The 22,668-nt window shown below is 72.7% G+C and carries 17 protein-coding genes, 3 tRNA genes and 1 pseudogene; 11 read left to right on the top strand and 10 right to left on the bottom strand.

All coding sequences use genetic code 11. The annotated features are described in order from the left end of the window. Positions 1–132: 132 nt before the first annotated feature. From ACN9MM_RS12900 to ACN9MM_RS12890, 3 genes are all read right to left on the bottom strand, one after another. The gene (locus tag ACN9MM_RS12900) at positions 133–1,515 is read right to left on the bottom strand and encodes a carotenoid oxygenase family protein (RefSeq protein WP_426363756.1); all 1,383 of its coding nucleotides are present in this window, start codon (positions 1,513–1,515) and stop codon (positions 133–135) included. Continuing rightward, entirely contained in the window at positions 1,512–2,144 is a 633-nt protein-coding gene (locus tag ACN9MM_RS12895) for a TetR/AcrR family transcriptional regulator (protein WP_426363755.1), read from the bottom strand. The genes ACN9MM_RS12900 and ACN9MM_RS12895 overlap by 4 nt, the downstream gene beginning before the upstream one ends. A gap of 97 nt (positions 2,145–2,241) precedes the next feature. Continuing rightward, positions 2,242–3,009 carry an aminotransferase class IV gene (locus ACN9MM_RS12890; RefSeq protein WP_426363754.1) on the bottom strand — a complete coding sequence of 256 codons (768 nt, stop codon included), beginning with the start codon at positions 3,007–3,009 and terminating at the stop codon, positions 2,242–2,244. Positions 3,010–3,176: 167 nt separating this feature from the next. On the opposite strand from ACN9MM_RS12890, the pseudogene ACN9MM_RS12885 reads away from it, so the two are divergent. Together ACN9MM_RS12885 and cutA are read left to right on the top strand one after the other, a co-directional pair. Next, a pseudogene (locus ACN9MM_RS12885) lies at positions 3,177–3,812 on the top strand (ABC transporter ATP-binding protein); the annotation flags it as partial. Further along, a complete protein-coding gene (gene cutA, locus ACN9MM_RS12880) occupies positions 3,809–4,561 on the top strand; it encodes a divalent cation tolerance protein CutA (protein ID WP_426363753.1) in 753 nt (250 codons plus the stop codon). The pseudogene ACN9MM_RS12885 and the gene cutA, both read left to right, overlap by 4 nt. On the opposite strand, the gene ACN9MM_RS12875 is transcribed toward cutA, so the two are convergent. The 3 genes from ACN9MM_RS12875 to ACN9MM_RS12865 are packed head-to-tail and all read right to left on the bottom strand — an operon-like array spanning position 4,494 to position 8,139. Continuing rightward, entirely contained in the window at positions 4,494–6,608 is a 2,115-nt protein-coding gene (locus tag ACN9MM_RS12875) for a molybdopterin oxidoreductase family protein (RefSeq protein WP_426363752.1), read from the bottom strand. The two genes, cutA and ACN9MM_RS12875, sit on opposite strands and share 68 nt — an antisense overlap. 45 nt (positions 6,609–6,653) lie before the next feature. Next, positions 6,654–7,385 (bottom strand): SanA/YdcF family protein, encoded by a 732-nt coding sequence (locus ACN9MM_RS12870; protein ID WP_426363751.1) that lies wholly within the window; start codon positions 7,383–7,385, stop codon positions 6,654–6,656. Between the two features lie 31 nt (positions 7,386–7,416). After that, the gene (locus ACN9MM_RS12865) at positions 7,417–8,139 is read right to left on the bottom strand and encodes an aquaporin (protein WP_426363750.1); all 723 of its coding nucleotides are present in this window, start codon (positions 8,137–8,139) and stop codon (positions 7,417–7,419) included. 77 nt (positions 8,140–8,216) lie between these two features. On the opposite strand from ACN9MM_RS12865, the gene ACN9MM_RS12860 reads away from it, so the two are divergent. The 6 genes from ACN9MM_RS12860 (at position 8,217) to ACN9MM_RS12835 (ending at position 15,661) form a co-directional block, all read left to right on the top strand. After that, the gene (locus ACN9MM_RS12860) at positions 8,217–8,918 is read left to right on the top strand and encodes a hypothetical protein (RefSeq protein WP_426363749.1); all 702 of its coding nucleotides are present in this window, start codon (positions 8,217–8,219) and stop codon (positions 8,916–8,918) included. Between the two features lie 89 nt (positions 8,919–9,007). Further along, a complete protein-coding gene (locus ACN9MM_RS12855; RefSeq protein WP_426363748.1) occupies positions 9,008–9,844 on the top strand; it encodes a sirohydrochlorin chelatase in 837 nt (278 codons plus the stop codon). A gap of 35 nt (positions 9,845–9,879) precedes the next feature. Further along, positions 9,880–11,196, top strand: a complete 1,317-nt coding sequence (locus tag ACN9MM_RS12850; protein WP_426363747.1) for a deoxyguanosinetriphosphate triphosphohydrolase — start codon at positions 9,880–9,882, stop codon at positions 11,194–11,196. 159 nt (positions 11,197–11,355) lie between these two features. Further along, the gene (locus ACN9MM_RS12845) at positions 11,356–12,615 is read left to right on the top strand and encodes an NAD(P)/FAD-dependent oxidoreductase (protein WP_426363746.1); all 1,260 of its coding nucleotides are present in this window, start codon (positions 11,356–11,358) and stop codon (positions 12,613–12,615) included. Positions 12,616–12,644: 29 nt separating this feature from the next. Beyond that, positions 12,645–14,537 (top strand): DNA primase, encoded by a 1,893-nt coding sequence (gene dnaG, locus ACN9MM_RS12840; protein WP_426363745.1) that lies wholly within the window; start codon positions 12,645–12,647, stop codon positions 14,535–14,537. A 53-nt stretch (positions 14,538–14,590) separates the two neighbouring features. After that, complete coding sequence (locus ACN9MM_RS12835; protein ID WP_382856330.1) at positions 14,591–15,661, top strand: RNA polymerase sigma factor; 1,071 nt, start codon at positions 14,591–14,593, stop codon at positions 15,659–15,661. Positions 15,662–15,712: 51 nt separating this feature from the next. Here ACN9MM_RS12835 and ACN9MM_RS12830 read toward each other — a convergent pair whose 3' ends face one another. From ACN9MM_RS12830 to ACN9MM_RS12815, 4 genes are all read right to left on the bottom strand, one after another. Then, complete coding sequence (locus ACN9MM_RS12830; protein ID WP_426363744.1) at positions 15,713–17,641, bottom strand: ABC transporter ATP-binding protein; 1,929 nt, start codon at positions 17,639–17,641, stop codon at positions 15,713–15,715. Then, entirely contained in the window at positions 17,641–19,374 is a 1,734-nt protein-coding gene (locus ACN9MM_RS12825; RefSeq protein ID WP_426363743.1) for an ABC transporter ATP-binding protein, read from the bottom strand. The genes ACN9MM_RS12830 and ACN9MM_RS12825 overlap by 1 nt, the downstream gene beginning before the upstream one ends. 75 nt (positions 19,375–19,449) lie before the next feature. Further along, complete coding sequence (locus ACN9MM_RS12820; RefSeq protein ID WP_426363742.1) at positions 19,450–20,889, bottom strand: FGGY family carbohydrate kinase; 1,440 nt, start codon at positions 20,887–20,889, stop codon at positions 19,450–19,452. A 28-nt stretch (positions 20,890–20,917) separates the two neighbouring features. After that, the gene (locus ACN9MM_RS12815; protein ID WP_426363741.1) at positions 20,918–21,229 is read right to left on the bottom strand and encodes a YtxH domain-containing protein; all 312 of its coding nucleotides are present in this window, start codon (positions 21,227–21,229) and stop codon (positions 20,918–20,920) included. 136 nt (positions 21,230–21,365) lie between these two features. On the opposite strand from ACN9MM_RS12815, the gene ACN9MM_RS12810 reads away from it, so the two are divergent. From ACN9MM_RS12810 to ACN9MM_RS12800, 3 genes are all read left to right on the top strand, one after another. Then, positions 21,366–21,438: transfer RNA gene (locus tag ACN9MM_RS12810), tRNA-Asn, on the top strand. 5 nt (positions 21,439–21,443) lie between these two features. After that, positions 21,444–21,516, top strand: a tRNA-Asn gene (locus tag ACN9MM_RS12805). 166 nt (positions 21,517–21,682) lie between these two features. After that, positions 21,683–21,759 (top strand) — tRNA-Ile (locus tag ACN9MM_RS12800). Positions 21,760–22,668 lie beyond the last annotated feature (909 nt).

Raw genomic sequence — 22,668 nt, 5'->3', positions numbered from 1 at the left:
TGGGGCATCAGGATTGCGCCGTCCGATACGGTGTGTCGACTGGATTCCGGACGTTTTCGCAGGTCAGAGCGGTTTACTGGTCGTCAGCTGACGGCCCGTGCCGAACGGGTGACCGCCGCCGCGGTCCGGGCCTCAGACCGACGGCTCCGCCCCCGGGACCCAGTTGCCGTGCAGGCCCAGGGGGACCCGTACGGGCAGGTGGACGCGGGCGAGGGGCTCGCCGGTGAAGTCGCGGGCCGACAGGATCACCAGATCGGTCGCGGCCCGCTCCGGGGCGAAGACGTACGCCATCACATAGCCGTCGTCCTCGGCCACGGCCGACTCGGCGGGCACGAACACGCCCTCCCCGACGGTCCCGTCCCGCCCGAACTCGTGCGCCTCGGTCGTCCCCCGCTCCAGGTCGTGCTTGAGCAGGGCGTTGCCGAAGCCCTCCTCGGGGCGGTCGTCGTCCGGGCCCGCCGGGGCGGCGTACAGCTCGACGGCAGCCGTGTACCCGTACCGGTGGGGGCGGCCCGTCCGGCGCGAGTCCACGCGCGGGAACTCCTGCACCCGGTCGTCGAGCCGGTCCTCCCGCGCCGTCCCCCGGGCGAGGTCGAGTGTCCAGCGGTCCAGGGTCGGCCGGCTCGCGCCGACGTCACGGATGTCGAAGCCCTCGCCGTGCCGGACCACGTCGACGACGATCCGGCCGTCGCCCGTCTCGTACGCGTTGAGGGTGTGCCCCACCAGGCCGGGCGCGAGGCCGAACCAGCGCACCGCCCCGCCGCCCTCGCGCGGCAGGACGCCCACCCGCGCCCCGCGCTCCGGGTCCCAGGCGAACGGCACGCCCGTCGCCAGGTGGGCGGGGCTGAACACCACGGGCGAGTCGAAGAGCAGCACATGGTGCTCGGTCAGCGCGAAGTCGTGCATGTACGGGTTGCCGGGCACCCGGATCGTCCTCACCCGCCGCACGGTGCCGCCGGCGTCCATGACGATGTGCTGGACGTCGTCGGAGCCGTACCGGAAGGCCAGCGAGTGCAGTTCGCCGGTGTGCGGGTCGAAGAGGGAGTGGGCGTTGGCGCTGTACCCCTCCGGGGTCGCCCCCAGGTCGCAGGGGCCCAGGGTGTTCAGCTCGTAGTCGAGTTCGTACGGGCGGATGCCGCCCTCGATGAGCGCGAAGGTCCGGCCGGCGAACCCCGCGACCTGCACGTTCGGGGAGATGTCGAGGCGCTCGTCGACCGGGGTGCCGCGGCGCGGCTCGCCGAGCCGGTCGGCGACGGAGCCGGAGCGCACCCAGCGGTTGCGGTACCACTCGGCGCGCCCGTCGCGGATCCGTACGCCGTGGACCATGCCCGCGCCGAGCGTCCAGAGGTGCGCGGCCGGGTCCTCGACGCCGAGCGGGTTGGGGCCGTTCCGTACGTACCGGCCGTCGAGGTGGGCGGGGATCCGCCCGGTGACGGGCAGGTCGTGGGCGGTGACCTCCTCGGTGACGGGGGCGAAGCGGCCGGACAGGTAGCGGTTGCGGCGGGTGGTCGTCATCGGGAGGCCTCCTGCGGGAGTTCGGCCGGTGCGCCGTACGCGCGGCCCACCGCCGCCATCAGGGCGTCGTAGCGCGGCCCCGCCTCCTCCGGGGCGAAGTGCCCGGCGATCTCCAGGCTCACGGCGCCGTGCGACGCGGCCCAGAGGATCTTGGCGAGTTCCCGGGGGTCGCCCGGCCGGAGGGCCCCGGCGGCCATGCAGGCGGCGACGGCCGCGGTGGAGGCCTCGAAGGCGGTGCCGGCGACGGCGAGCGCCTCCGGGCCCGGCCGGAAACCGGGCACGGGCTGCTCGAACATCACCCGGTAGTAGGCCGGTTCGGCCAGCGCGTGGTTCCGGTAGGCCGCGCCGAGTGCCGTGAGGTGGGCGAGCGGGTCGTCGCCGCGGGGGACGCGCTCCTGGGCGCGCCGCAGCCGGGCGAAGCCCTCCCGGTACAGGGCGTCGAGCAGTCCCTCCTTCCCGCCGAACATCGTGTAGAGGACCTTGGTCGAGGCGCCGATGTCGGTGGCGATCCGCCGCATGGTGAGCGCGGCGGGTCCCTCGGCCACGAGCAGGGCGATGGCGCGGTCGAGGATCGTGGTGCGCACGGCGTTCTGGCCGTTGCGCTGGGCTTCCTGGTAGAGCGAGCTCATGGGTGACAACGTATCTGTGAGGTAACGCTGTTACCCCCCGAATGTGCCGCCACCGGGAAGATGGCCGGAACGGGCCGTAGCGGCCCGCCAGGGGCCCCTATGGCCGGATCTCGTCGCCCTCCACCGCCCCGTACGCCGCGAACACCCGCCCCATCAGCTCCTCGTCCACCGCGAACGTCACCTCGTCGATCGCCGTCACGGGCGCGATCGTCCGGGAGTTGGTCACGAACGCGGCCCGGTAGCCCCGGAGATCGGCCAGCGTGACCGGACGCCGGACCGACTCCAGGCGCGGCTCCAGAAGGGCCATGGTGATGCCGGCGAGGCAGGGCGCCGAAGGCCAGACCACCGAAGTTCCGTCCCAGAAGGCGATGTTGGTGACGGCGCCCTCGGCGATCTCGCCGTACGGGGAGGTCAGCAGGGCGTCGTCGAAGCCGGCCCGGCGGGCCGCCTCGCCGTGGTAGGCCTGGCCGAATCCGCCCAGGTGCTTGATGTGCGGCGCGGGCCGCCAGTAGTCGACGGCCGTCAGGCGCTGCGGCGCGCCGGGGCCGTCGGGGGCCGGGGCGGCGACGGTCACCACGGTGCGGACGCCCGGGTACACGTACACCCGGACCGAGGCGTCCCGCCGCCCGGCGTTCGCGAGGGCCCCCGTGATGAGCTCGCGCACCCGCTTGCCGTCCAGCTCCCGGCCGAACAGCTCGCGGGTGGAGCGGTCGAGGCGGTCGAGGTGGAGGGCGAGGCCCTTCGCCCGCCCGTCCCGTACCTGCATCGCCGTGAAGTGGCCGAAGCCGGTCAGGAGGGCGGCGAGGAGCTCCGGATCGGCCGCCGGGGTGCCGTCGATCTCGACGTGCGGGGGAGGAGTCGTCATGCCCTCACCGTACGGCGCCGGGGCGGCACTTGACCTCAAGTAAACTTGAGGTACCACGATCCTCGGCATGCTGTTCCGACTGCTCGCACCCCGCCTCCGGCCCCACCGGTCCCTCCTCGTCCTCCTCGTCGCCCTCCAGCTCGTCCAGACCCTCGCCTCCCTCGCCCGGCGCCGGCAAGACGACCCTGGTCAACCTCCTCATGCGGTTCCACGAGGTCACCGGAGGCCGGATCACCCTCGACGGCACCGACACGGCAGCGATGACCCGCGAGGAACTGCGCTCCGCCACCGGCATGGTCCTCCAGGACACCTGGCTCTTCGGCGGCGCCATCGCCGACAACATCGCCTACGGAGTCCCCGGCCAGGTCTCCCGCGAGCGGATCGTCGCCGCCGCCCGCGCCGCCCGCGCCGCCCACGCCGACCGGTTCGTCCGCACCCTGCCCGACGGGTACGACACCGACCTCGACGAGGACGGCGGCGGCCTCAGCGCCGGCGAGAAGCAGCTGGTCACCCTCGCCCGCGCGTTCCTCTCCGACCCGGTGATCCTCGTCCTCGACGAGGCCACCAGCTCCGTCGACACCCGCACCGAACGCCTCGTCCAGCAGGCCATGACCTCCCTGCGCGCCGGCCGCACCAGCTTCGTCGTCGCCCACCGGCTCTCCACGATCCGGGACGCCGACACGATCCTGGTGATGGAGAGCGGCGCGATCGCCGAACAGGGCACCCACGAGGAACTCCTCGCCGCCGGGGGCGCCTACGCCCGGCTGCACGCGGCCCAGTTCGCCCGTACGGTGGAGACGTGATCGTCACCGTCCGCACCACCACCGACGCGCGCGCCAAGGCAGACGCCCTGGCGCGCGGCGCCGTCGAGGCCCGGCTCGTCGCCTGCGCGCAGATCACGGGCCCCGTCACCTCCGTCTACCACTGGCGGGGCGCGATCGAGACCACCGAGGAGTGGGAGGTGGTGTTCAAGACCACCGAGGCCCGCTACCAGGCCCTGGAGGCCCACCTCCTCGCCGCCCACGACTACGAGACGCCCGAGATCCTCGCCACCCGCGTGACCCGCGTCAGCGAGGGGTACGCCCGCTGGGTCGAGCACGAGACCGAGGCGGCCGCGGTGACCGTGAGCCCCGCGAGCGACGAGCTGCCGTTCTTCGTGTACGGGACGCTGCGCCCCGGCGCGTACAACCACGACCGGTTCCTCGCCGGCCGGATCGGCACCGAGGCGGACGCCGTGCTGCACGGCGCGGTCCTGCACGACGGGCCCGGCTATCCGTACGTCGTCCCCGCGGACGAGGGCCGGGTCGTCGGCACCCTGCTGACCCCCTCGGCCGGCGACTACGGCGAGCTGTTCGGCCTGCTCGACCGCCTGGAGCTGCCCGTCGGGTACGAGCGGGTGGCGAAGGACGTCGTCCGGGTACGGGACGGGGCCCGGGTCTCCGCCTGGGTGTTCCTGGCGGCGCCGGACGCGCCCCTCGGCCCGGTCATCGAGAGCGGGGACTGGTTCGAGCGGAGTCCGGCACCGGCTCCAGACGCACCGCGCACACCTTGAACTCGGGCATCCGCGAGACCGGGTCCAGCGCCGGGTTCACCAGCGTGTTCGCCCGCCCCTCCCCGTACCAGTGGAACGGCATGAAGACCGTGTCCGGGCGGATCGACGCGGTGATCCGGGCCGGGGCGACGGCCCGCCCGCGCCGCGAGACCACCGCGAGCTCCTCGCCCTCGGCGACCCCCAGCCGCTCGGCGAGCCGGGGGTGCAGCTCCACGAACGGCCCCGGCGCGGCGGCGTTCAGCTCGGCGACCCGCCGGGTCTGCGCCCCCGACTGGTACTGGGACACGACCCGGCCGGTGGTCAGGACGACCGGGTAGTCGGCGTCCGTCTCCTCGGCCGCCGCCCGGTGCACCACCGGCACGAACCGGGCCCGCCCGTCCTCCGTCGCGAACCGGTCCAGGAAGAGGCGCGGCGTCCCCGGGTGGTCCTCGTCCGGGCACGGCCAGAAGACGCCCTGCTCCTCCTCGATCCGCCGGTAGCCGATGCCCGCGTAGTCGGCGGGCCCGCCCGCCGAGGCGCGGCGCAGCTCCTCGAAGACCTCCTCCGGATCGGTCGGGAAGCCCTTCTCCCGGCCGAGCAGCCCGGCGAGCGCGTGCAGCACCTCCAGGTCGCTGCGCACACCCGCCGGGGGAGTGAGGGCGCGGCGGCGCAGCAGCACCCGTCCCTCCAGACTGGTCATCGTCCCCGTCTCCTCGGCCCACTGGGTCACGGGCAGGACGACGTCGGCGAGCGCGGCGGTCTCGGAGAGCACGACGTCCGCGACGGCGAGGAAGTCGAGCGACCGCAGCCGCCCCTCCACGTGCGCGGCGCGCGGCGCGGAGACCACCGGGTTGGAGCCCATGAGGAGCAGCGCCCTCACCTCGCCGCCGAGCGCGTCGAGGAGCTCGTACGCGCTCCGCCCGGGCCCCGGCAGCGACTCCGGCGCGACGCCCCACACCCCGGCCACGTGCGCGCGGGCGGCCGGGTCGTCGAGCTTGCGGTAGCCGGGGAGCTGGTCGGCCTTCTGTCCGTGCTCGCGGCCGCCCTGGCCGTTGCCCTGGCCGGTGAGGCAGCCGTAGCCGCTCAGCGGCCGGCCCGCCTTCCCGGTGGCGAGGCAGAGGTTGATCCAGGCGCCGACGGTGTCGGTGCCCTTGGACTGCTGCTCGGGGCCGCGCGCGGTCAGCACCATGCCGGTCCCGGCCTCGCAGAACATCGCGACGGCCTCGCGGAGCTGCGGTACGGGGACACCGGTGATCCGCTCGACCTGCTCGGGCCAGTGCGCCATGGCCCCGGCGCGGGCGCCCTCCCAGCCGTCGGTGCGGTCCCGGACGAACTCCTCGTCGACCCGCCCCTCGGCGACCACGAGGTGGAGCATGCCGAGGGCGAGCGCGAGGTCGGTGCCGGGGCGCGGGGCGAGGTGCAGGTCGGCCTGCTCGGCGGTGCGGGTGCGGCGCGGGTCGACGACGATCAGCCGGCCGCCGTTCTCCTTCAGCTCGGTGAGGTAGCGCAGGGCGGGCGGCATGGTCTCGGCGAGGTTGGAGCCGACGAGGATCACGCAGCCCGTCCTCGGGATGTCCTCCAGGGGGAAGGGGAGCCCCCGGTCGAGTCCGAAGGCCCGCTGGTGCGCGGCGGCGGCCGAGGACATGCAGAAGCGGCCGTTGTAGTCGATCTGCGAGGTGGCGAGGACGATCCGGGCGAACTTGCCCAGCGTGTACGCCTTCTCGTTGGTGAGGCCGCCGCCGCCGAAGACCCCCACGGCATCGGGACCGTGGTCGGCGCGGGTCCGGCGCAGCCCGTCGGCGACGGCGGCGAGTGCCTCCTCCCAGGAGGCCGGTTCCAGGGCCCCTGTGCCAGGGCGTCGGACCAGGGGCTCGGTGAGCCTGACCCGGGAGGAGAGTACGGAGGGGGCGGTGCGGCCCTTGCCGCACAGGGCGCCCCGGTTGACGGGGAAGGCGGTCCGCTCGACCACCTCGGCGGGCAGTTCCGGGTCGCCGGTGGGGCGCAGCGACATGCCGCACTGCAGGGCGCAGTAGGGGCAGTGGGTGGGGACCGCGGAGGCGTCGGACATGCGGCCAGCGTGCGTCCGGCGTGTTACGCGGGGCGGCGCGGCGTATTACGGGCGCGGTGCCATGCCCTCCGCCGGGCGGGCGGGGCCGGGTGAGGCCGACGGCTGTGCGGCCAGCGCCTCGGCGACGCCCTTCTCCGCCGGGCCCAGGAAGTGCGGGTCGGGGCGCAGACCGGCGTCGAGGGCGGCCTTGCCGGCGGCGAAGAGCTCCCGCGTGGTGCCGTAGTACCAGGTGCGGTCGTGGGGCTCGGGGACCCCGACGCCGTACGCGTCCACGCCGGCGCGGTCGCACAGCGCGACGGCCCGCTTGATGTGGAAGTCCTGGGTGACGAGGACGGCCCGGTCGACGCCGAAGACCTTCCGGGCGCGGACGCAGGAGTCCCAGGTGTCGAAGCCCGCGTAGTCGCTGACGATCCGGTTGTCCGGCACTCCGCGGGCGGTGAGGTACGCGCGCATGGCGCTCGGTTCGTCGTACGAGGTGCGGCTGTTGTCGCCGGTGACGAGCAGGACCCGGACCTTGCCGGTGCGGTACAGCTCGGCGGCGGTGTCGAGGCGGTGCGCGAGGTACGGGGTGGGGCGGCCCTTCCACAGGCCGGCGCCGAAGACGACGGCGACGTCCCGGGCGGGCACGTCGGCGGTGGTGCGGAGCTTCCCGGCGGAGGCGGTCTGCATCCAGGTCGCGGGGGCGAGCGCGAGGACGGCGCCCAGCATCACGGCCTGGACGGTGCGGCGGCGGGCCCGGGTGGTGCGGGGGACCAGCCGCGTGAGCCGTGCCGGCATGCGGGAACCTCCCTGGTTCGGCGGCGTTCTGTCACCCCGTCCGACGCGCGCCGGAGGCGTTCGGTTCGCCGGACGCCCGGTCTGTTCCGTACAACACACCGGCGAGGCCCATCCCGAGCAGCATGCCGAGCAGTTGCGCGGCGGCGAAGGCGGGCACGGACGCGGGGGCGATGCCTGTGAAGGAGTCGGAGAAGGAGCGGCCGAGGGTGGCCGCCGGATTGGCGAAGGACCCGGAGGAGGTGAACCAGATCGCCGCGCCGATGTACCCCGCGACGGCGACCGGGGCGAGGCCGGGCCGCCCGATGTGCCGCAGGCCGCGCACGACGAGCACGAGCCCGGCCGTGGCGACGGCCTCCCCGAGCAGCAGGTGCGGCGCCGTGCGCGGCTCGGTGGCCCAGGAGCCGGGCGCCCGCCCGAACATGGCCTCGGCGAGCAGGGCGCCGGTCACGGCCCCGGCGATCTGGGCGGCGATGTAGACCAGCACGTCGCGCCCCCTGCCCTCCTGCCGGCGGGACCACCACTCGGAGAGCGTCACGACGGGGTTGAAGTGGGCGCCGGAGAGCGGGCCGATGAGGACGATGAGCAGCCCGAGGCCGAGGGCGGAGGCGGCGGCGTTGGCGATCAGCCGGACGCCGATGTCCTGGCTGAGGGAGTCGGCGCGGATGCCGGAGCCGACGACGACGGCGACGAGGGCGGCGGTGCCGATGAACTCGGCTGCGGCGCGCCGGGGGAGCGCGGGCGGGGACATTCTCATGGTGGAAAAGATATTCCGTGATTCGGAAGGAAAAAAAGGGGGGAGGGGAGGGGCGACGCCCGCCTACGATCCGAACCATGATCATCGATGACGTCCTCGGGGACGCGGTCCGCAACAACGCCGACTGGTGCCAGGCCATGTGCCGCGCCCACGGCCTCACCGGCACCTTCGGCCCGCGCGCCTGGACCAGCGCCGCCCGCACCCCGCTCTACTACCCGGACGCGGTGACGCTGACGGAGGACGCGGAGGCGAAGGACGTCCTGGAAGGCATCGACCGCTCCGTCCCCGCCGCCTCCGTCAAGGACAGCTACGCGCGCGTGGACCTGGCCGCCGAGGGCTTCCGGCTCCTCTTCGAGGCGCAGTGGATCGCCCGCCCCGCCGGCGCCCCGGCCCCCGCCGCCACCGGCGACTGGCGCCCCGTCCGCACCCCGGAGGAGCTCGCCGCCTGGGCCCTGGCCTGGAGCGGCGACGACGCCGAGGACGCGGCGCTCTTCCGCCCGGAGCTCCTCGCCGACCCCGCGACGACGATCGTCGCGGGGTACGCGGACGACGGCCGGATCCTCGGCGGCGGCGTCCTCAGCGCGAGCGCCCGCGTCACGGGCGTCTCGAACCTCTTCGCCACGGGGGACACGGACCCGTCCGTCACGTGGTCGGGCGTCCTCGCCGCCGCCCCGGCGGACCGCCCGGCCGTCGGCTACGAGTCCGGCGACGACCTGCCCCCCGCGCTCGCCGCCGGCTTCGCGGCGATCGGCCCCCTGCGGGTCTGGCTGGGCGCCTGACACCGCGCGCACGGAATCCGTGAGGTCACGGCAACCAGTCGTGACCCCCGCGCAACGGGCAGGCAACGTGCTCCGTCCAGGATCGGTCCATGACGGACCCGGACAGCACGTTCGACAGCGCCGCCGGGCTGCTCGGCAGGATCACCGAGCTGCTCGGGACCCGGCTCAGCCACCTCCCGCACCCGAGGACGCGCCCACCCATGAACGCCCCCACCCTCGTCGCCGTCGGCCACGGCAGCCGCGACCCCCGCGCCCGGGCCACCCTGAGCCGCCTCCTCGACCGGGTCCGCGAGCTGCGCCCCGGGCTCGACGTCCGCCTCGCCCACATCGAGCTGAACGCCCCGCTCGTCGGCGAGGCCCTCGCGCGGACGGCCGCCGACGGCCGGGACGCCGTCCTCGTCCCCCTCCTCCTCGCCCCCGGCCACCACGTCACCCACGACCTGCCCGCGGCGGCGGCCGCCGCACCCGTCCCCGCCCGCGTCGCCGCACCCCTCGGCGCCCACCCCCTCCTCGTCGAGGCCCTCGCCGACCGCCTCGCCGAGGCCGGCTGGACGCCCGGCCGGGGCGACGGCGTCGTCCTCGCCTCCGCCGGCTCCCGCGACCCCCGGTCCACCGCCGAGACCCGCCGCATCGCCGCCCTGCTCGGCGAACGCCTCGGCGGCGTCCCCGTCGTCCCCGCGTACGCCTCCGCCGCCGCGCCCACCGTCCCCGAAGCCCTCCGCGCGCTCGCCGCCCGGGGCCGGCACCGGGTCGCCGTCGCCTCCTGCTTCACCGCCCCCGGCCTCTTCGCGACCCGCACCGCCGCCCACGCCCCCTGGCTCGCCTCCGCCCCGCTCGGCGACCACCCGGCCCTCGCCCGCCTCGTCCTGCACCGCTACGACCGCGCCCGCACCCCCCTTCCGGCGAGGGAACTCGCCGCCGTCTGAGCTCTTCTGTCGGTCCCTCCGGTTACCTTCGAGACATGGAAGGCATCGAGGACACCAAGGACAGCGCAGACATCACCGACACCCCCGGATACGACTCCGCCGCGACCGCACGCTGGGCCGCGGAGCCCGACAAACGCCCCGGGCGCACCGCCTTCCAGCGCGACCGCGCCCGCGTGCTGCACTCCTCGGCGCTTCGCAGGCTCGCCGGCAAGACGCAGGTCGTCACGCCCGGCACCCGCAGCCACGCCTGGGACGCCAGCCCCCGCACCCGGCTCACCCACTCCCTGGAGTGCGCCCAGGTCGGCCGTGAGCTCGGCGCCGCCCTCGGCTGCGACCCCGACCTCGTCGAGGCCGCCTGCCTCTCCCACGACATGGGCCACCCGCCCTTCGGGCACAACGGCGAGCAGGCGCTCAACGACGTCGCCAAGGACTGCGGCGGCTTCGAGGGGAACGCCCAGTCGCTCCGGCTCCTCACCCGCATCGAGCCCAAGCGCTTCGTCAAGGACGCCGAGGGGGAGCCCGTCAGCGTCGGGCTCAACCTCACCCGCGCCGCCCTCGACGCCGCCACCAAGTACCCGTGGGCGCGCGGCGGTCACCCCGAGGACCCCGGCTCGCCCAAGTTCGGCGTGTACGAGGACGACCTGCCCGTCTTCGAGTGGATCCGGCAGGGCGCCCCCGCCGACCGCAAGTGCTTCGAGGCGCAGGTCATGGACTGGTCCGACGACGTGGCCTACTCGGTCCACGACTTCGAGGACGGACTGCACGCCGGGCACATCGACCCCAACATGCTGTACGCCGAGCCCGAGCGCGCCGACGTCTTCGCCGTCGCCATCGGCCGCTACGTACCGGAGGACACCGACCCGCAGGAGCTCGCCGAGGCCCTCGACCGGCTCGTCGACCAGGAGTGGTGGCCGCACGGCTACGACGGCTCGGCCGTCGCGCAGGCCCGCCTCAAGGACGCCACCAGCCAGCTCATCGGCCGCTTCTGCCTCGCGGCCGAGGGTGCCACCCGCGGGACCTACGGCTCCGGACGCCTCACCCGGTACGCCGCCGAGCTCGTCGTCCCCCGCGCCACCCGCAACGAGTGCGCGGTCCTCAAGGCCGTCGCCGACCGGTACGTGATGCAGCGCGCCGAACAGGAGGCGCTCCGCGCCGACCAGCGGATCGTCGTCGCCGAACTCGCCGAGGCCCTCGTCGCCCGCGCCCCCGACGGACTCGAACCGCAGTTCCGGGCCGCGTTCGACACGGCCCGCGACGACCGGGCCCGCAAGCGCGTCATCGTCGACCAGATCGCCAACCTCACCGACGCCTCCGCCCGCGCCCTGCACGCCCGCCTCCGCGTCCCGCGCTAGGGGGTGTCCGGCCCGATCGGCAAGACGCCCCAGGCCGGTACGGCCCTCTTCCGTCGCCTCCCTCCGTACGGGACCCTCGCAGGCACGGCCCGGAGCGGTACGACGGGACGAACGCCCGGGGGCGTAGGTTGGAACCGGTCGCAACGAGGAGGAAACGACGTGGTCGACGCAGATCAGACCTTTGTCATCGTCGGCGGGGGCCTGGCAGGGGCCAAAGCGGCGGAGACCCTGCGTGCCGAGGGGTACAACGGCCGGGTGATCCTCATCGGCGACGAACGCGACCACCCGTACGAGCGCCCACCACTCTCCAAGGGCTACCTGACCGGTGCCAAGGAACGCGACAGCGTCTTCGTCCACGAGGCCGCCTGGTACGCGGCGAACGACGTCGAGCTCCACCTCGGGCAGTCCGTCACCGCGATCGACCGCGAGGCCCGCACCGTCCGCCTCGGCGACGGCACCGTCATCCGCTACGACAAGCTGCTCCTCGCCACCGGCGCCGAGCCGCGCCGCCTCGACGTCCCCGGCACCGAGCTCGCCGGCGTCCACCACCTGCGCCGTCTCGCCCACGCCGACCGGCTCCGCCAGGTCCTCGCCGGCCTCGGCCGGGACAACGGCCACCTGGTGATCGCCGGCGGCGGCTGGATCGGCCTGGAGGTCGCCGCGGCCGCCCGCGGCTACGGCGCCGAGGTCACCGTCGTCGAGGCCGACCCCACCCCGCTGCACCGGGTCCTCGGCCCCGAGCTCGGCCAGCTCTTCGCCGACCTGCACAGCGACCACGGCGTCCGCTTCCACTTCGGCGCCCGGCTCACCGAGATCGTCGGCCAGGACGGCATGGTCCTCGCCGTCCGCACCGACGACGGCGAGGAGCACCCGGCGCACGCCGTCCTCGCCGCGATCGGCGCCGCCCCCCGTACCGTCCTCGCCGAGAACTCCGGGCTCGCGCTCGTCGACCGGGCCGACGGCGGCGGCATCGCCGTCGACGAGTCCCTGCGCACCTCCGACCCCGACGTCTACGCCGCCGGGGACGTCGCCGCCGCCCACCACCCGCTCCTGCACACCCGGCTCCGCGTCGAGCATTGGGCCAACGCCCTCAACGGCGGCCCGGCCGCCGCCCGCGCCATGCTCGGGCAGCACGTCTCGTACGACCGGGTGCCCTACTTCTTCTCCGACCAGTACGACCTGGGCATGGAGTACTCCGGCTGGGCGCCCCCGGGGACGTACGACCAGGTCGTCGTCCGGGGCGACACCGGCAAGCGCGAGTTCATCGCCTTCTGGCTCAAGGAGGGCCGGGTGCTCGCCGGCATGAACGTGAATGTGTGGGACGTCACAGGCCCGATCCAGGACCTCATCCGGGCCCGTACGGCCGTGGACCCGGAGGCTCTCGCCGACCCCTCCGTACCCCTGGAGAGCCTGATCTGAATGGGGTGGGACACCCGTAGACTTCATGCGTGGCAGGCAGGATCAACGATGACGACGTGAAGGCGGTACGGGACGCGGTCCCGATCGACGCCGTCGTGTCCGAGTACCTCCAGCTGCGCAACGCGGGCGGCGGAAACCTCAAGGGCCTCTGCCCCTTCCACGACGAGAAGTCGCCCTCCTTCCAGGTCAGCCCCAGCAAGGGACTCTTCCACTGCTTCGGCTGCCAGGAGGGCGGCGACACCATCGCCTTCGTGATGAAGATCGACCACCTCTCCTTCTCGGAGACGGTCGAGCGCCTCGCCGCGAAGGCGGGCATCACCCTGCGGTACGAGGAAGGCGGCTACAACCCCGGCCACCAGCGCGGGGAACGCATCCGCCTGATCGAGGCCCACAAGATCGCCGCCGAGTACTACGCCGGCCAACTCGACTCCGCCGAGGCCGAGATCGGCCGGAAGTTCCTCGCCGAGCGCGGCTTCGACCAGGCCGCCGCCGCCCACTTCGGCGTCGGCTACTCCCCGGCCGGCTGGGACCACCTCACCCGCTTCCTGCGCGGCAAGGGCTTCTCCGACAAGGAACTGATCCTCTCCGGACTATCCCAGGACGGCCGCCGCGGCCCGATCGACCGCTTCCGCGGCCGCCTCATGTGGCCGATCAAGGACGTCGGCGGCGAGATCGTCGGCTTCGGCGCGCGCAAGCTCCGCGACGACGACAACGGCCCCAAGTACCTCAACACGCCCGAGACGCCGGTCTACAAGAAGTCCCAGGTGCTCTACGGCATCGACCTGGCCAAGAAGGACATCGCCAAGGTCAGCCGGGCCGTCGTCGTCGAGGGCTACACCGACGTCATGGCCTGCCACCTCGCCGGCGTCACCACCGCCATCGCCACCTGCGGCACCGCCTTCGGCGGCGACCACATCAAGATCCTCCGCCGGCTCCTCATGGACAACGGCTCGGCCCGCGTCATCTTCACCTTCGACGGCGACGCCGCCGGTCAGAAGGCCGCCCTGCGCGCCTTCGAGGACGACCAGAAGTTCGCCGCCGAGACCTACATCGCCATCGCCCCCGACGGCATGGACCCCTGCGAGCTCCGCCTCGCCAAGGGCGACGAGGCCGTCGCCGAACTCGTGCAGCCCCGCACCCCGCTCTTCGAGTTCGCCCTCCGCCAGATCGTGCGCCGCTACGACCTGGAGACCCCGGCGGGCCGCGCCGCCGCGCTCGACGAGGCCGCGCCGATCGTCGCCAAGATCAAGAACATCGCCTCCCAGCACGAGGTCGCCGTCCAGCTCGCCGGCATGCTCGGCATCCTCGACACCCAGTTCGTGGTCCGGCGCGTCGCCCAGATCGCCCGCTGGCAGCGGCAGGGCGGCGAGCGCGGCCCCGGCCGGCAGCAGCAGTCCCAGCGGACGTACGACACCCCCGCTCCGGCCGCCGCCCCCTCCGGCCCCGCGCTCAACCTGCGCAGCCCCGCCCACCGCACCGAGCGGGAACTCCTCAAGCTCGCCCTCCAGCGGCCCGAACTGGTCTCCCCGGCCTTCGACGCCTACGGGGCCGACGAGTTCACCGCCCCGCCCTACGCGGCCGTCCGCCAGTGCGTCCAGGACGCGGGCGGCGCCACCGGCGCCCCCTCCGACTACCTCGACGCCGTCCGCGAGGCCGCCCCCAACGACTCGGTCCGGGCCCTCGTCACCGAACTCGCCGTCGAGACGATCTTCGCCAAGACCGTCGACGAGGCCTACGCCGGCGACCAGCTCGTCACCGTCCGCCTCCGCGCCGTCGACCGTCGCATCCGCGACGTCCAGGGCACCCTGGCCCGGCTCGGCGCGAACGGCGACCCCGAGCGGCTCGCCGCCGTGCAGAACGAGCTGTGGGTCCTCACCCAGTACGGCCAGTCCCTCCGGAACAACGGCGCCGCCGCACTCTGACCGTCGGTCACGGTCCGGACTCAAAAAGTCACCGCACGCCCCTCGTGGCGGCGATGTGTCGTACCCCACACTGGGTGACGGAGTCGTTCCGCCCCTCCTGGAGGTCGCCCGCCGTGCAGACCGAGATCCAGACCACCACCGAACCGGACGAGCCGGCCGAACTCCCGGAGATACCCGTCCAGCGCCGCCGCACCGGCGACCTCGGCGGCAACGGCCCCTCCTCCGACCTGTTCCGCCAGTACCTGCGCGAGATCGGCCGCATCCCCCTGCTCACCGCCGAAGAGGAGGTCGACCTCGCCCGACGCGTCGAGGCCGGGCTCTTCGCCGAGGAGAAACTCACCGGCACCACCGACCTGGACGACCGGCTGGCGAACGACCTGGACCGGCTCGTCGTCCTCGGCCGGATCGCCAAGCGCAAGCTCATCGAGGCCAACCTCCGCCTCGTCGTCTCCGTCGCCAAACGGTACGTGGGCCGGGGCCTCACCATGCTCGACCTCGTCCAGGAGGGAAACCTCGGACTCATCAGGGCCGTCGAGAAGTTCGACTACGCGCGCGGCTACAAGTTCTCCACGTACGCCACCTGGTGGATCCGCCAGGCCATGTCCCGGGCCCTCGCCGACCAGGCCCGGACCATCCGCGTCCCCGTGCACGTCGTCGAACTCATCAACCGGGTCATCCGCGTCCAGCGCCGCATGCTCCAGGAACGCGGCTACGAACCCACCGCGGAAGAGGTCGCCGCCCAGCTGGACCTCGCCCCCGAACGGGTCGGCGAGGTCCTGCGCCTCGCCCAGGAACCCGTCTCGCTGCACGCGCCCGTCGGCGAGGAGGAGGACGTCGCCCTCGGCGACCTCATCGAGGACGGCGACGCCGCCTCACCCGTCGAGTCCGCCGCCTTCCTGCTGCTCCGCCGCCACCTGGAGGACGTCCTCTCCACCCTCGGCGAACGCGAACGGAAGGTCGTCCAGCTCCGCTACGGCCTCGACGACGGCAGGCCCCGCACCCTGGAGGAGATAGGACGCATCTTCGGCGTGACGCGCGAACGCATCCGCCAGATCGAGTCCAAGACCCTCAACAAACTCCGCGACCACGCCTACGCCGACCAGCTCAGGGGCTACCTGGACTGACGAGGGGGTGCCCCGCCGGTCAGGCAGGACACCCCCCCGGGCCGGGCCGCGTCAGTCGACCTCGGCGACCGCCTGCGCGAACTGTGCCGTGTACAGGCGGGCGTAGGCCCCGCCGGACGCCAGCAGCTGCTCGTGCGTGCCCTGTTCGACGATCGAGCCGTTCTCCATCACCAGGATCACGTCCGCGTCCCGGATCGTGGAGAGCCGGTGCGCGATGACGAAGCTCGTCCGGCCGTGGGCCAGGCGCGCCATCGCCTTCTGGATCAGGACCTCGGTGCGGGTGTCGACCGAGCTCGTCGCCTCGTCCAGGACCAGGATCACCGGGTCGGACAGGAACGCCCGCGCGATGGTGATCAGCTGCTTCTCGCCCGCGCTGACCCCCGCCCCGTCGTCCTCGATCACCGTGTCGTACCCCTCGGGCAGGGTCCGGATGAACCGGTCGGCGTGCGCGGCGCGCGCCGCCTCCTCGACCTCGGCGCGGGTCACCGTGCGCGTGGCGCCGTACGCGATGTTGTCCGCGATGGTGCCGCCGAAGAGCCAGGTGTCCTGGAGGACCATGCCGATGCCCTTGCGCAGCTCCTCGCGGGACATCCTCGCGACGTCCACCCCGTCCAGGGTGATCCGGCCGCCCGTCACCTCGTAGAACCGCATGAGCAGGTTCACCAGCGTCGTCTTGCCGGCGCCGGTCGGGCCGACGATCGCGACCGTCTGGCCCGGGTCGACGGTGAGCGACAGGTCCTCGATGAGCGGCTTGTCCGCCTCGTAGCGGAAGGAGACGCCCTCCAGGGCCACCTTGCCCTTGAGGTCGACCGGCTTCTCGCTCGTCGGGGAGTCCGGCTCCTGCTCCTCGGCGTCGAGCAGCTCGAAGATCCGCTCCGCCGAGGCGACGCCCGACTGCACCAGGTTCGCCATCGACGCGACCTGGGTCAGCGGCATCGAGAACTGGCGCGAGTACTGGATGAAGGCCTGCACGTCACCGATGGACAGGCTGCCCGTCGCGACCCGCAGACCGCCGACCACGGCCACCAGGACGTAGTTGATGTTCGAGACGAAGAACATCACCGGCTGCATCACACCGCTGTTGAACTGCGCCTTGAACCCGGCCTCGTACAGCGCCTCGTTCTGCTCGCGGAAGTCCTTCGCGGACTCCTCCTGCCGGCCGAAGACCTTCACCAGGCCGTGCCCGGTGTACATCTCCTCCACGTGCGCGTTGAGGGTGCCCGTGGACTTCCACTGCTGCACGAAGTGCGGCTGCGAGCGCTTGCCGATCTTCGCCGCGACGAAGACCGAGACCGGCACCGTCACCAGCGCCACCAGGGCGAGCAGCGGCGAGATCCAGAACATCATGAAGAGCACGCCGACGATCGTGAGCAGCGAGTTGATCAGCTGCCCCATCGACTGCTGGAGCGTCTGCGAGATGTTGTCGATGTCGTTGGTCGCGCGGGACAGCACCTCGCCGCGCTTCGCCTTGTCGAAGTACGACAGGGGGAGCCGCGCCAGCTTCGTCTGGACGTCCTCCCGCATCCGGTAGACCGTCCGGTTGATCACCTTGATCGACATGCGGGTGGAGACCAGCATCAGCAGGCCCGCCGCCACGTAGATCGCGAGGACCCACAGCAGCACCTCGCCGACCGCGCCGAAGTCGATGCCGTGGCCGGGGGTGAAGTCGACCCCGGACAGCATGTCGGCCATGCCGCCGTCGCCGTCGGCGCGGAGCTTCTCCAGGGCCTGTGCCTTCGTGGCGCCCTCGGGCATGTTCCGCCCGACGACTCCCGCGAAGATCAGGTCCGTCGCCCTGCCGAGGATCTTCGGCCCGACCACGGAGGCCGCCACCGACAGCACGCCGGCGATCAGCATCACCCACAGCGTGCCGCGCTCGGGCGCCAGCTGCCGCAGCAGCCGCTTGCCCGAGCCCTTGAAGTCCATCGACCGCTGGTCGGGGCCGCCACCGGCCATCATGCGTCCGCCAGGACCGGCCATCAGGCTGCCTCCGCCTCGGTCAGCTGGGAGAGCACGATCTCCCGGTACGTCTCGTTCTCGGCCATCAGCTCACGGTGCCGTCCGGTGCCCACGACCCGGCCCTCGTCGAGGACCACGATCCGGTCGGCGTCGCGGATGGTCGACACCCGCTGGGCGACGATCACCACGGTCGAGTCCGCCGTCTCCTCGGACAGCGCGGCCCGGAGCAGGGCGTCCGTCTCGTAGTCGAGCGCGGAGAAGGAGTCGTCGAAGAGGTAGATCTCCGGCCGCTGCACGAGCGTCCGCGCGATGGCGAGCCGCTGCCGCTGCCCGCCGGAGACGTTGGTGCCGCCCTGCGCGATGGGGGCGTTCAGACCGCCCTCCAGCTTGGACACGAAGTCCTTGGCCTGTGCGACCTCGAGCGCGTGCCAGAGTTCGTCGTCGGTCGCGTCGGGCTTCCCGTACCGCAGGTTCGTCGCCACGGTGCCCGAGAACAGGTACGGCTTCTGCGGGACGAGCCCCACGGTCCGCGCCATCAGCTTGGGGTCGAGCCGGCGCACGTCCACGCCGTCGACGAGCACCTCGCCGCCGGTGGCGTCGAACAGCCGGGGCACGAGCCCGAGCAGCGTCGACTTGCCGCTGCCCGTCGAACCGATGATCGCGGTGGTCTCCCCGGGCCGGGCGACCAGCGCCACGTCCTTGAGGACCGACTCCTCCGCGCCCGGGTACCGGAAGTCCGCGCTCCTGACCTCCAGGTGCCCGCGCCGGAGCAGCTTCGTCACCGGCTCGGCCGGCGGCACGACGCTGGTCTCCGTACCGAGGACCTCCTCGATGCGCTCCGCGCAGACCTCGGCGCGCGGCACCATCATGAACATGAAGGTGGCCATCATCACGGCCATCACGATCTGCATCAGATAGGCGAGGAAGGCGGTCAGCGCGCCGATCTCCATCCCGCCGCTGTCGATGCGGTGCGCGCCGAACCAGACCACGGCGACGCTGGAGACGTTCACGACGGTCATCACCGTCGGGAACATCAGCGCCATCAGCCGACCGGTCGCCAGCGACACGTCGGTCAGCTCGCCGTTGGCCCCGCGGAAGCGCTCCTCCTCGTACCCGTCCTTCACGAAGGCACGGATGACCCGGTTGCCGGTGATCTGCTCGCGCAGCACCCGGTTCACGGTGTCGAGGCGCGTCTGCATGGTCCGGAAGAGCGGCCGCATCCTCCGGACGATCAGCGAGACGGCGACGCCGAGGACCGGCACCACCGCGAGCAGCACGCCGGACAGGGGGACGTCCTGGCCGAGTGCCATCACGATGCCGCCGACGCACATGATGGGCGCGGAGACCATCAGGGTGAACGCCATCAGGACCAGCATCTGGACCTGCTGCACGTCGTTGGTCGTACGGGTGATCAGCGAGGGCGCGCCGAAGTGGCCGAGCTCCCGGGCGGAGAAGGACTGCACCCGGTCGAAGACGGCGCCGCGCACGTCGCGGCCGAGCGCCGAGGCGGTCCGCGCGCCGTAGTACACGGCCCCGATGTTGCAGACGACCTGGACGACGGAGACGCCGATCATCAGGGCGCCGAGGCGCAGGATGTAGCCGGTGTCCCCGTTGACGACACCGTTGTCGATGATGTCCGCGTTCAGGGTCGGCAGGTAGAGGCTCGCGCAGGTCTGCAGGAACTGCAGCAGGACGAGCAGCGCGATGGGTTTTCGATACGGCCGCAGGTGGGTTCGGAGAAGTCTTATGAGCACGGCTCCTACTATCGCCCGCACCCCGTGAGCGTTACGACTCGGTTTCGGGGTGCGGGTGGAGCCCTGGTCAAGACTTTACGATCCGAACGCGCCCGGGTGGATCTGATCCCGCGTCGCCACGTACTGCTGCCGCACCGCCTGCCCCGCGGACAGGTCGTCGCCGGGCTCCAGGATCTGCGCGGCGGCGCCCTGCCAGGCCGGGGGAGCGGACGGGGACAGCGTGCCCCGCGCGACCCCGAGCGCCCAGGCGGCCTGCCGGGCCGCGCCGAGCGCCGCGTAGTCGGCCGGCTGGGGCACGACGACCTGGGCGCCGAAGAGCGCCGGAGCGAGGGCCTGCACGGCCGGGAGGGCGGCCGCCGCGCCGAGCAGGAAGACCCGCCGGACCTCGACGCCCCGGCCGCGCAGCACGTCCATGGCGTCGGTGAGCCCGCAGAGCATCCCCTCGAACGCCGCCCGCGCGAGGTGCTCGGGCTTCATCGACTCGCGCCGCAGCCCGCTGAGCGTGCCGGCGCTGTGCGGCAGGGACGGGGTCCGCTCGCCTTCCAGGTAGGGCAGCAGCACGAGCCCGGAGGCGCCCGGCGTCGAGGTGAGCGCCAGCGCCGACAGTTCGTCCAGCGACTCCAGGCCCAGCATCTCGGCGGTGCCGCGCAGCGCCCGCACCGCGTTCGAGGTGGAGACGACCGGCAGGTACATGCCGGTGGCGTCGGCGAAGGAGGTGATCATGCCGGTGGGGTCGGCGAGGGCCTCGTGGTGCACGGCCATCACGGAGCCGGAGGCGCCGAGCGAGACCACCGCGTCGCCGGGGCCGAGGCCCAGGCCGAGCGCGGCGGCCATCGTCTCGCCGGTGCCGGCGGAGACGAGGAGGCCCTCGGGGGTGATGCCGGCCGCGTCGGAGGGCCCGAGGACCTCGGGCAGCACGGCCTGGTGACCCAGGGCCAGCTCGACGAGGTCGGGGCGGTAGGTGCCGGTGCCGACCGACCAGTAGCCGGTGCCGGAGGCGGCGCCGCGGTCGGTGGTGCGGCGGGCGGGGCGGCCGAGGAGCTGCCAGACGAGCCAGTCGTGCGGCTGGAGGACCAGGGCGACCCGCTGGGCGTTCTCGGGCTCGCTCCGGGCCAGCCAGCGCAGCTTGGCGACCGGCTGCCCGGCGCCGGGCACGCTGCCGACGGCCTCGGCCCAGGCCTGCCGTCCGCCCAGCGACTCGACGAGGTCGGCGGCGGCGACCTGCGCCCGCTTGTCGTTGCGGACGAGCGCGGGCCGCACCAGACCGCCCTGCGCGTCGAGCGGCACGAGCCCGTGCTGCTGCGCGGAGACGCCGATGGCCTCCACGCCCTCCAGGAGCCCGCCGGTGGCGGCCTCCCCGAGCGAGAGCAGCCAGGTCTGCGGATCGACGTCCGCGGCCTTGGGTTCGCCGGGATGTGCGGCGTACCCCTGCCGCAGTACGGCACCCGTGTCCGTGTCACAGACGACGATGCGTGTGAACTCCGCAGAGCTGTCCAGTCCGGCGACTATCCCCATGACACATGATTCTGCCGCACGCGGGGCCTCAGGTGTTGCTGGTGCCCCAGTCCTCCTCGTCGACCTTGCCGTTGACCCGGCCGCGCCGGCGCAGCGTCTGGACCCGGTCGGTCACGGAGGACGGCAGCCGGTCACCCACCTTGTCGCCCACGAGGTGCGCCGCCTTGCCCGCGGCCTGCCGCCCGGTCTGGGCGGCGGACTCCGCGGCGTTCCGCACGGCCGGGTTCTGCGCGAACTCCTTCGCGGACTTCTTCATCTGTTCGTAGCGCTCGCGCCCGGCTCGTGTGCCGACCACGTAACCGAGGGCGAGTCCCACGACGAACGTCAGCTTGTAGCGCACGGCTGCGATCCTTCCCTGGAGGCCCTGGGGATACCGATTGGCGGAGCACCCCCCTGCTTGCGCTAATGTATGTCTCGCAGCGAGCGAGCGCCCTCCCGGTTCAGCCGGACTGGGTACGATCGGTGCACCGCAGCAATCCCCTGTAGCTCAATTGGCAGAGCAGCCGGCTGTTAACCGGCAGGTTACTGGTTCGAGTCCAGTCGGGGGAGCGCGATCCCCTGTAGCTCAATTGGCAGAGCAGCCGGCTGTTAACCGGCAGGTTACTGGTTCGAGTCCAGTCGGGGGAGCAGGACGGAAGAGGACCCTTCGGGGTCCTTTTTCGCGTCTCCGGGAACCATCCGGAGCGCTGCGCGGTCTTCATGGTCGAGCAGAGCCGATCATCCGGAGCAGGAGATCGTATGAGCGGCTATGCTGCGGCAGACGGCGCGCACACATGTACGCGCCTCACCGATCGGGGCGGTAGCTCAGCCGGTTAGAGCAGCGGACTCATAATCCGTCGGCCGTGGGTTCGAGTCCCACCCGCCCCACCACTGCATGACGCAGCAGAATCGATCGGACCAGGCACTTCACCGGTCAGACGTGAGCGCGAAGGGTCTTGGCGGCCCGTCCTAGGCAGGAAAGCACACCTGATTGGACAGCCGTTGGACGCGAGTCACACGACGCGCTCGAACCCCTCGTTCGGCGCATCGGTGAGCCCGTCCCGCGTCACCGGCGCCCCCTCGGCAGGGTCCAGAGCCGCGTGATCAGCGGCACATTTACCCGGACTGCGTGAGCTGCCCTTGCCCATGCCCGCGTCCCCTGCCCATCGCATCTGCCCCGACCGCGCGGTGCCTCCACCCCCGTCACCGTTCGAGGTCGATTACCTCTCCACCGGACACGCGAAAATCTATGTCGGCCGGAGTAGACATTGGGTGGTGGCGTAGTTATGGTTTCTCTCGTAGCCCAGAGAGATAGCAGGGCCTGGCAGAGACGAACTGCCGGCAAGTGGTACCAGCAGTAAAGGTAGTTGCAGTTCACAGGACGGTGCGGCGGTGGAGTTTCGAAGCCAGGGATGTTGTAGGACGGCGACGGGACTGACGGCCGGGCCGGGTGGCCCGCAGTGATCAGGGGCCGCCGGAGCGGGACCGCGGTCATGGCAGAGGCGGTACCCGCGAGCGCAGTTCGCGGTACCCCGCAGTGAAGTGAGTAGCGGTACCCCTGGTGAAGGCGTCGGCTGCGGACGCGCGCACCGGGAAGTTCGGCAGTGGGGTTCTAAGCCAGAGAAGACGCAGGACGGGCAACGGGGCTGACTGCCGAAGAGTGACGCTGTCACAGGTCGCTCAGCAGTACGCATCACCCGCAGTACGCAGTACCCCGATGGTAGGAAGTTGATCACCGAGGGAAGAACGGAGGAACGAAGCACCACCAGGATCGCCCGGACGGAAGTCTCGAGTACGGGT

Source organism: Streptomyces sp. E-08 (genome assembly GCF_049913095.1).
Lineage (GTDB): Bacteria > Actinomycetota > Actinomycetes > Streptomycetales > Streptomycetaceae > Streptomyces.
Note: the sequence above shows the minus strand (reverse complement) of the source record. Positions and strands in the feature narration are given on the sequence as shown.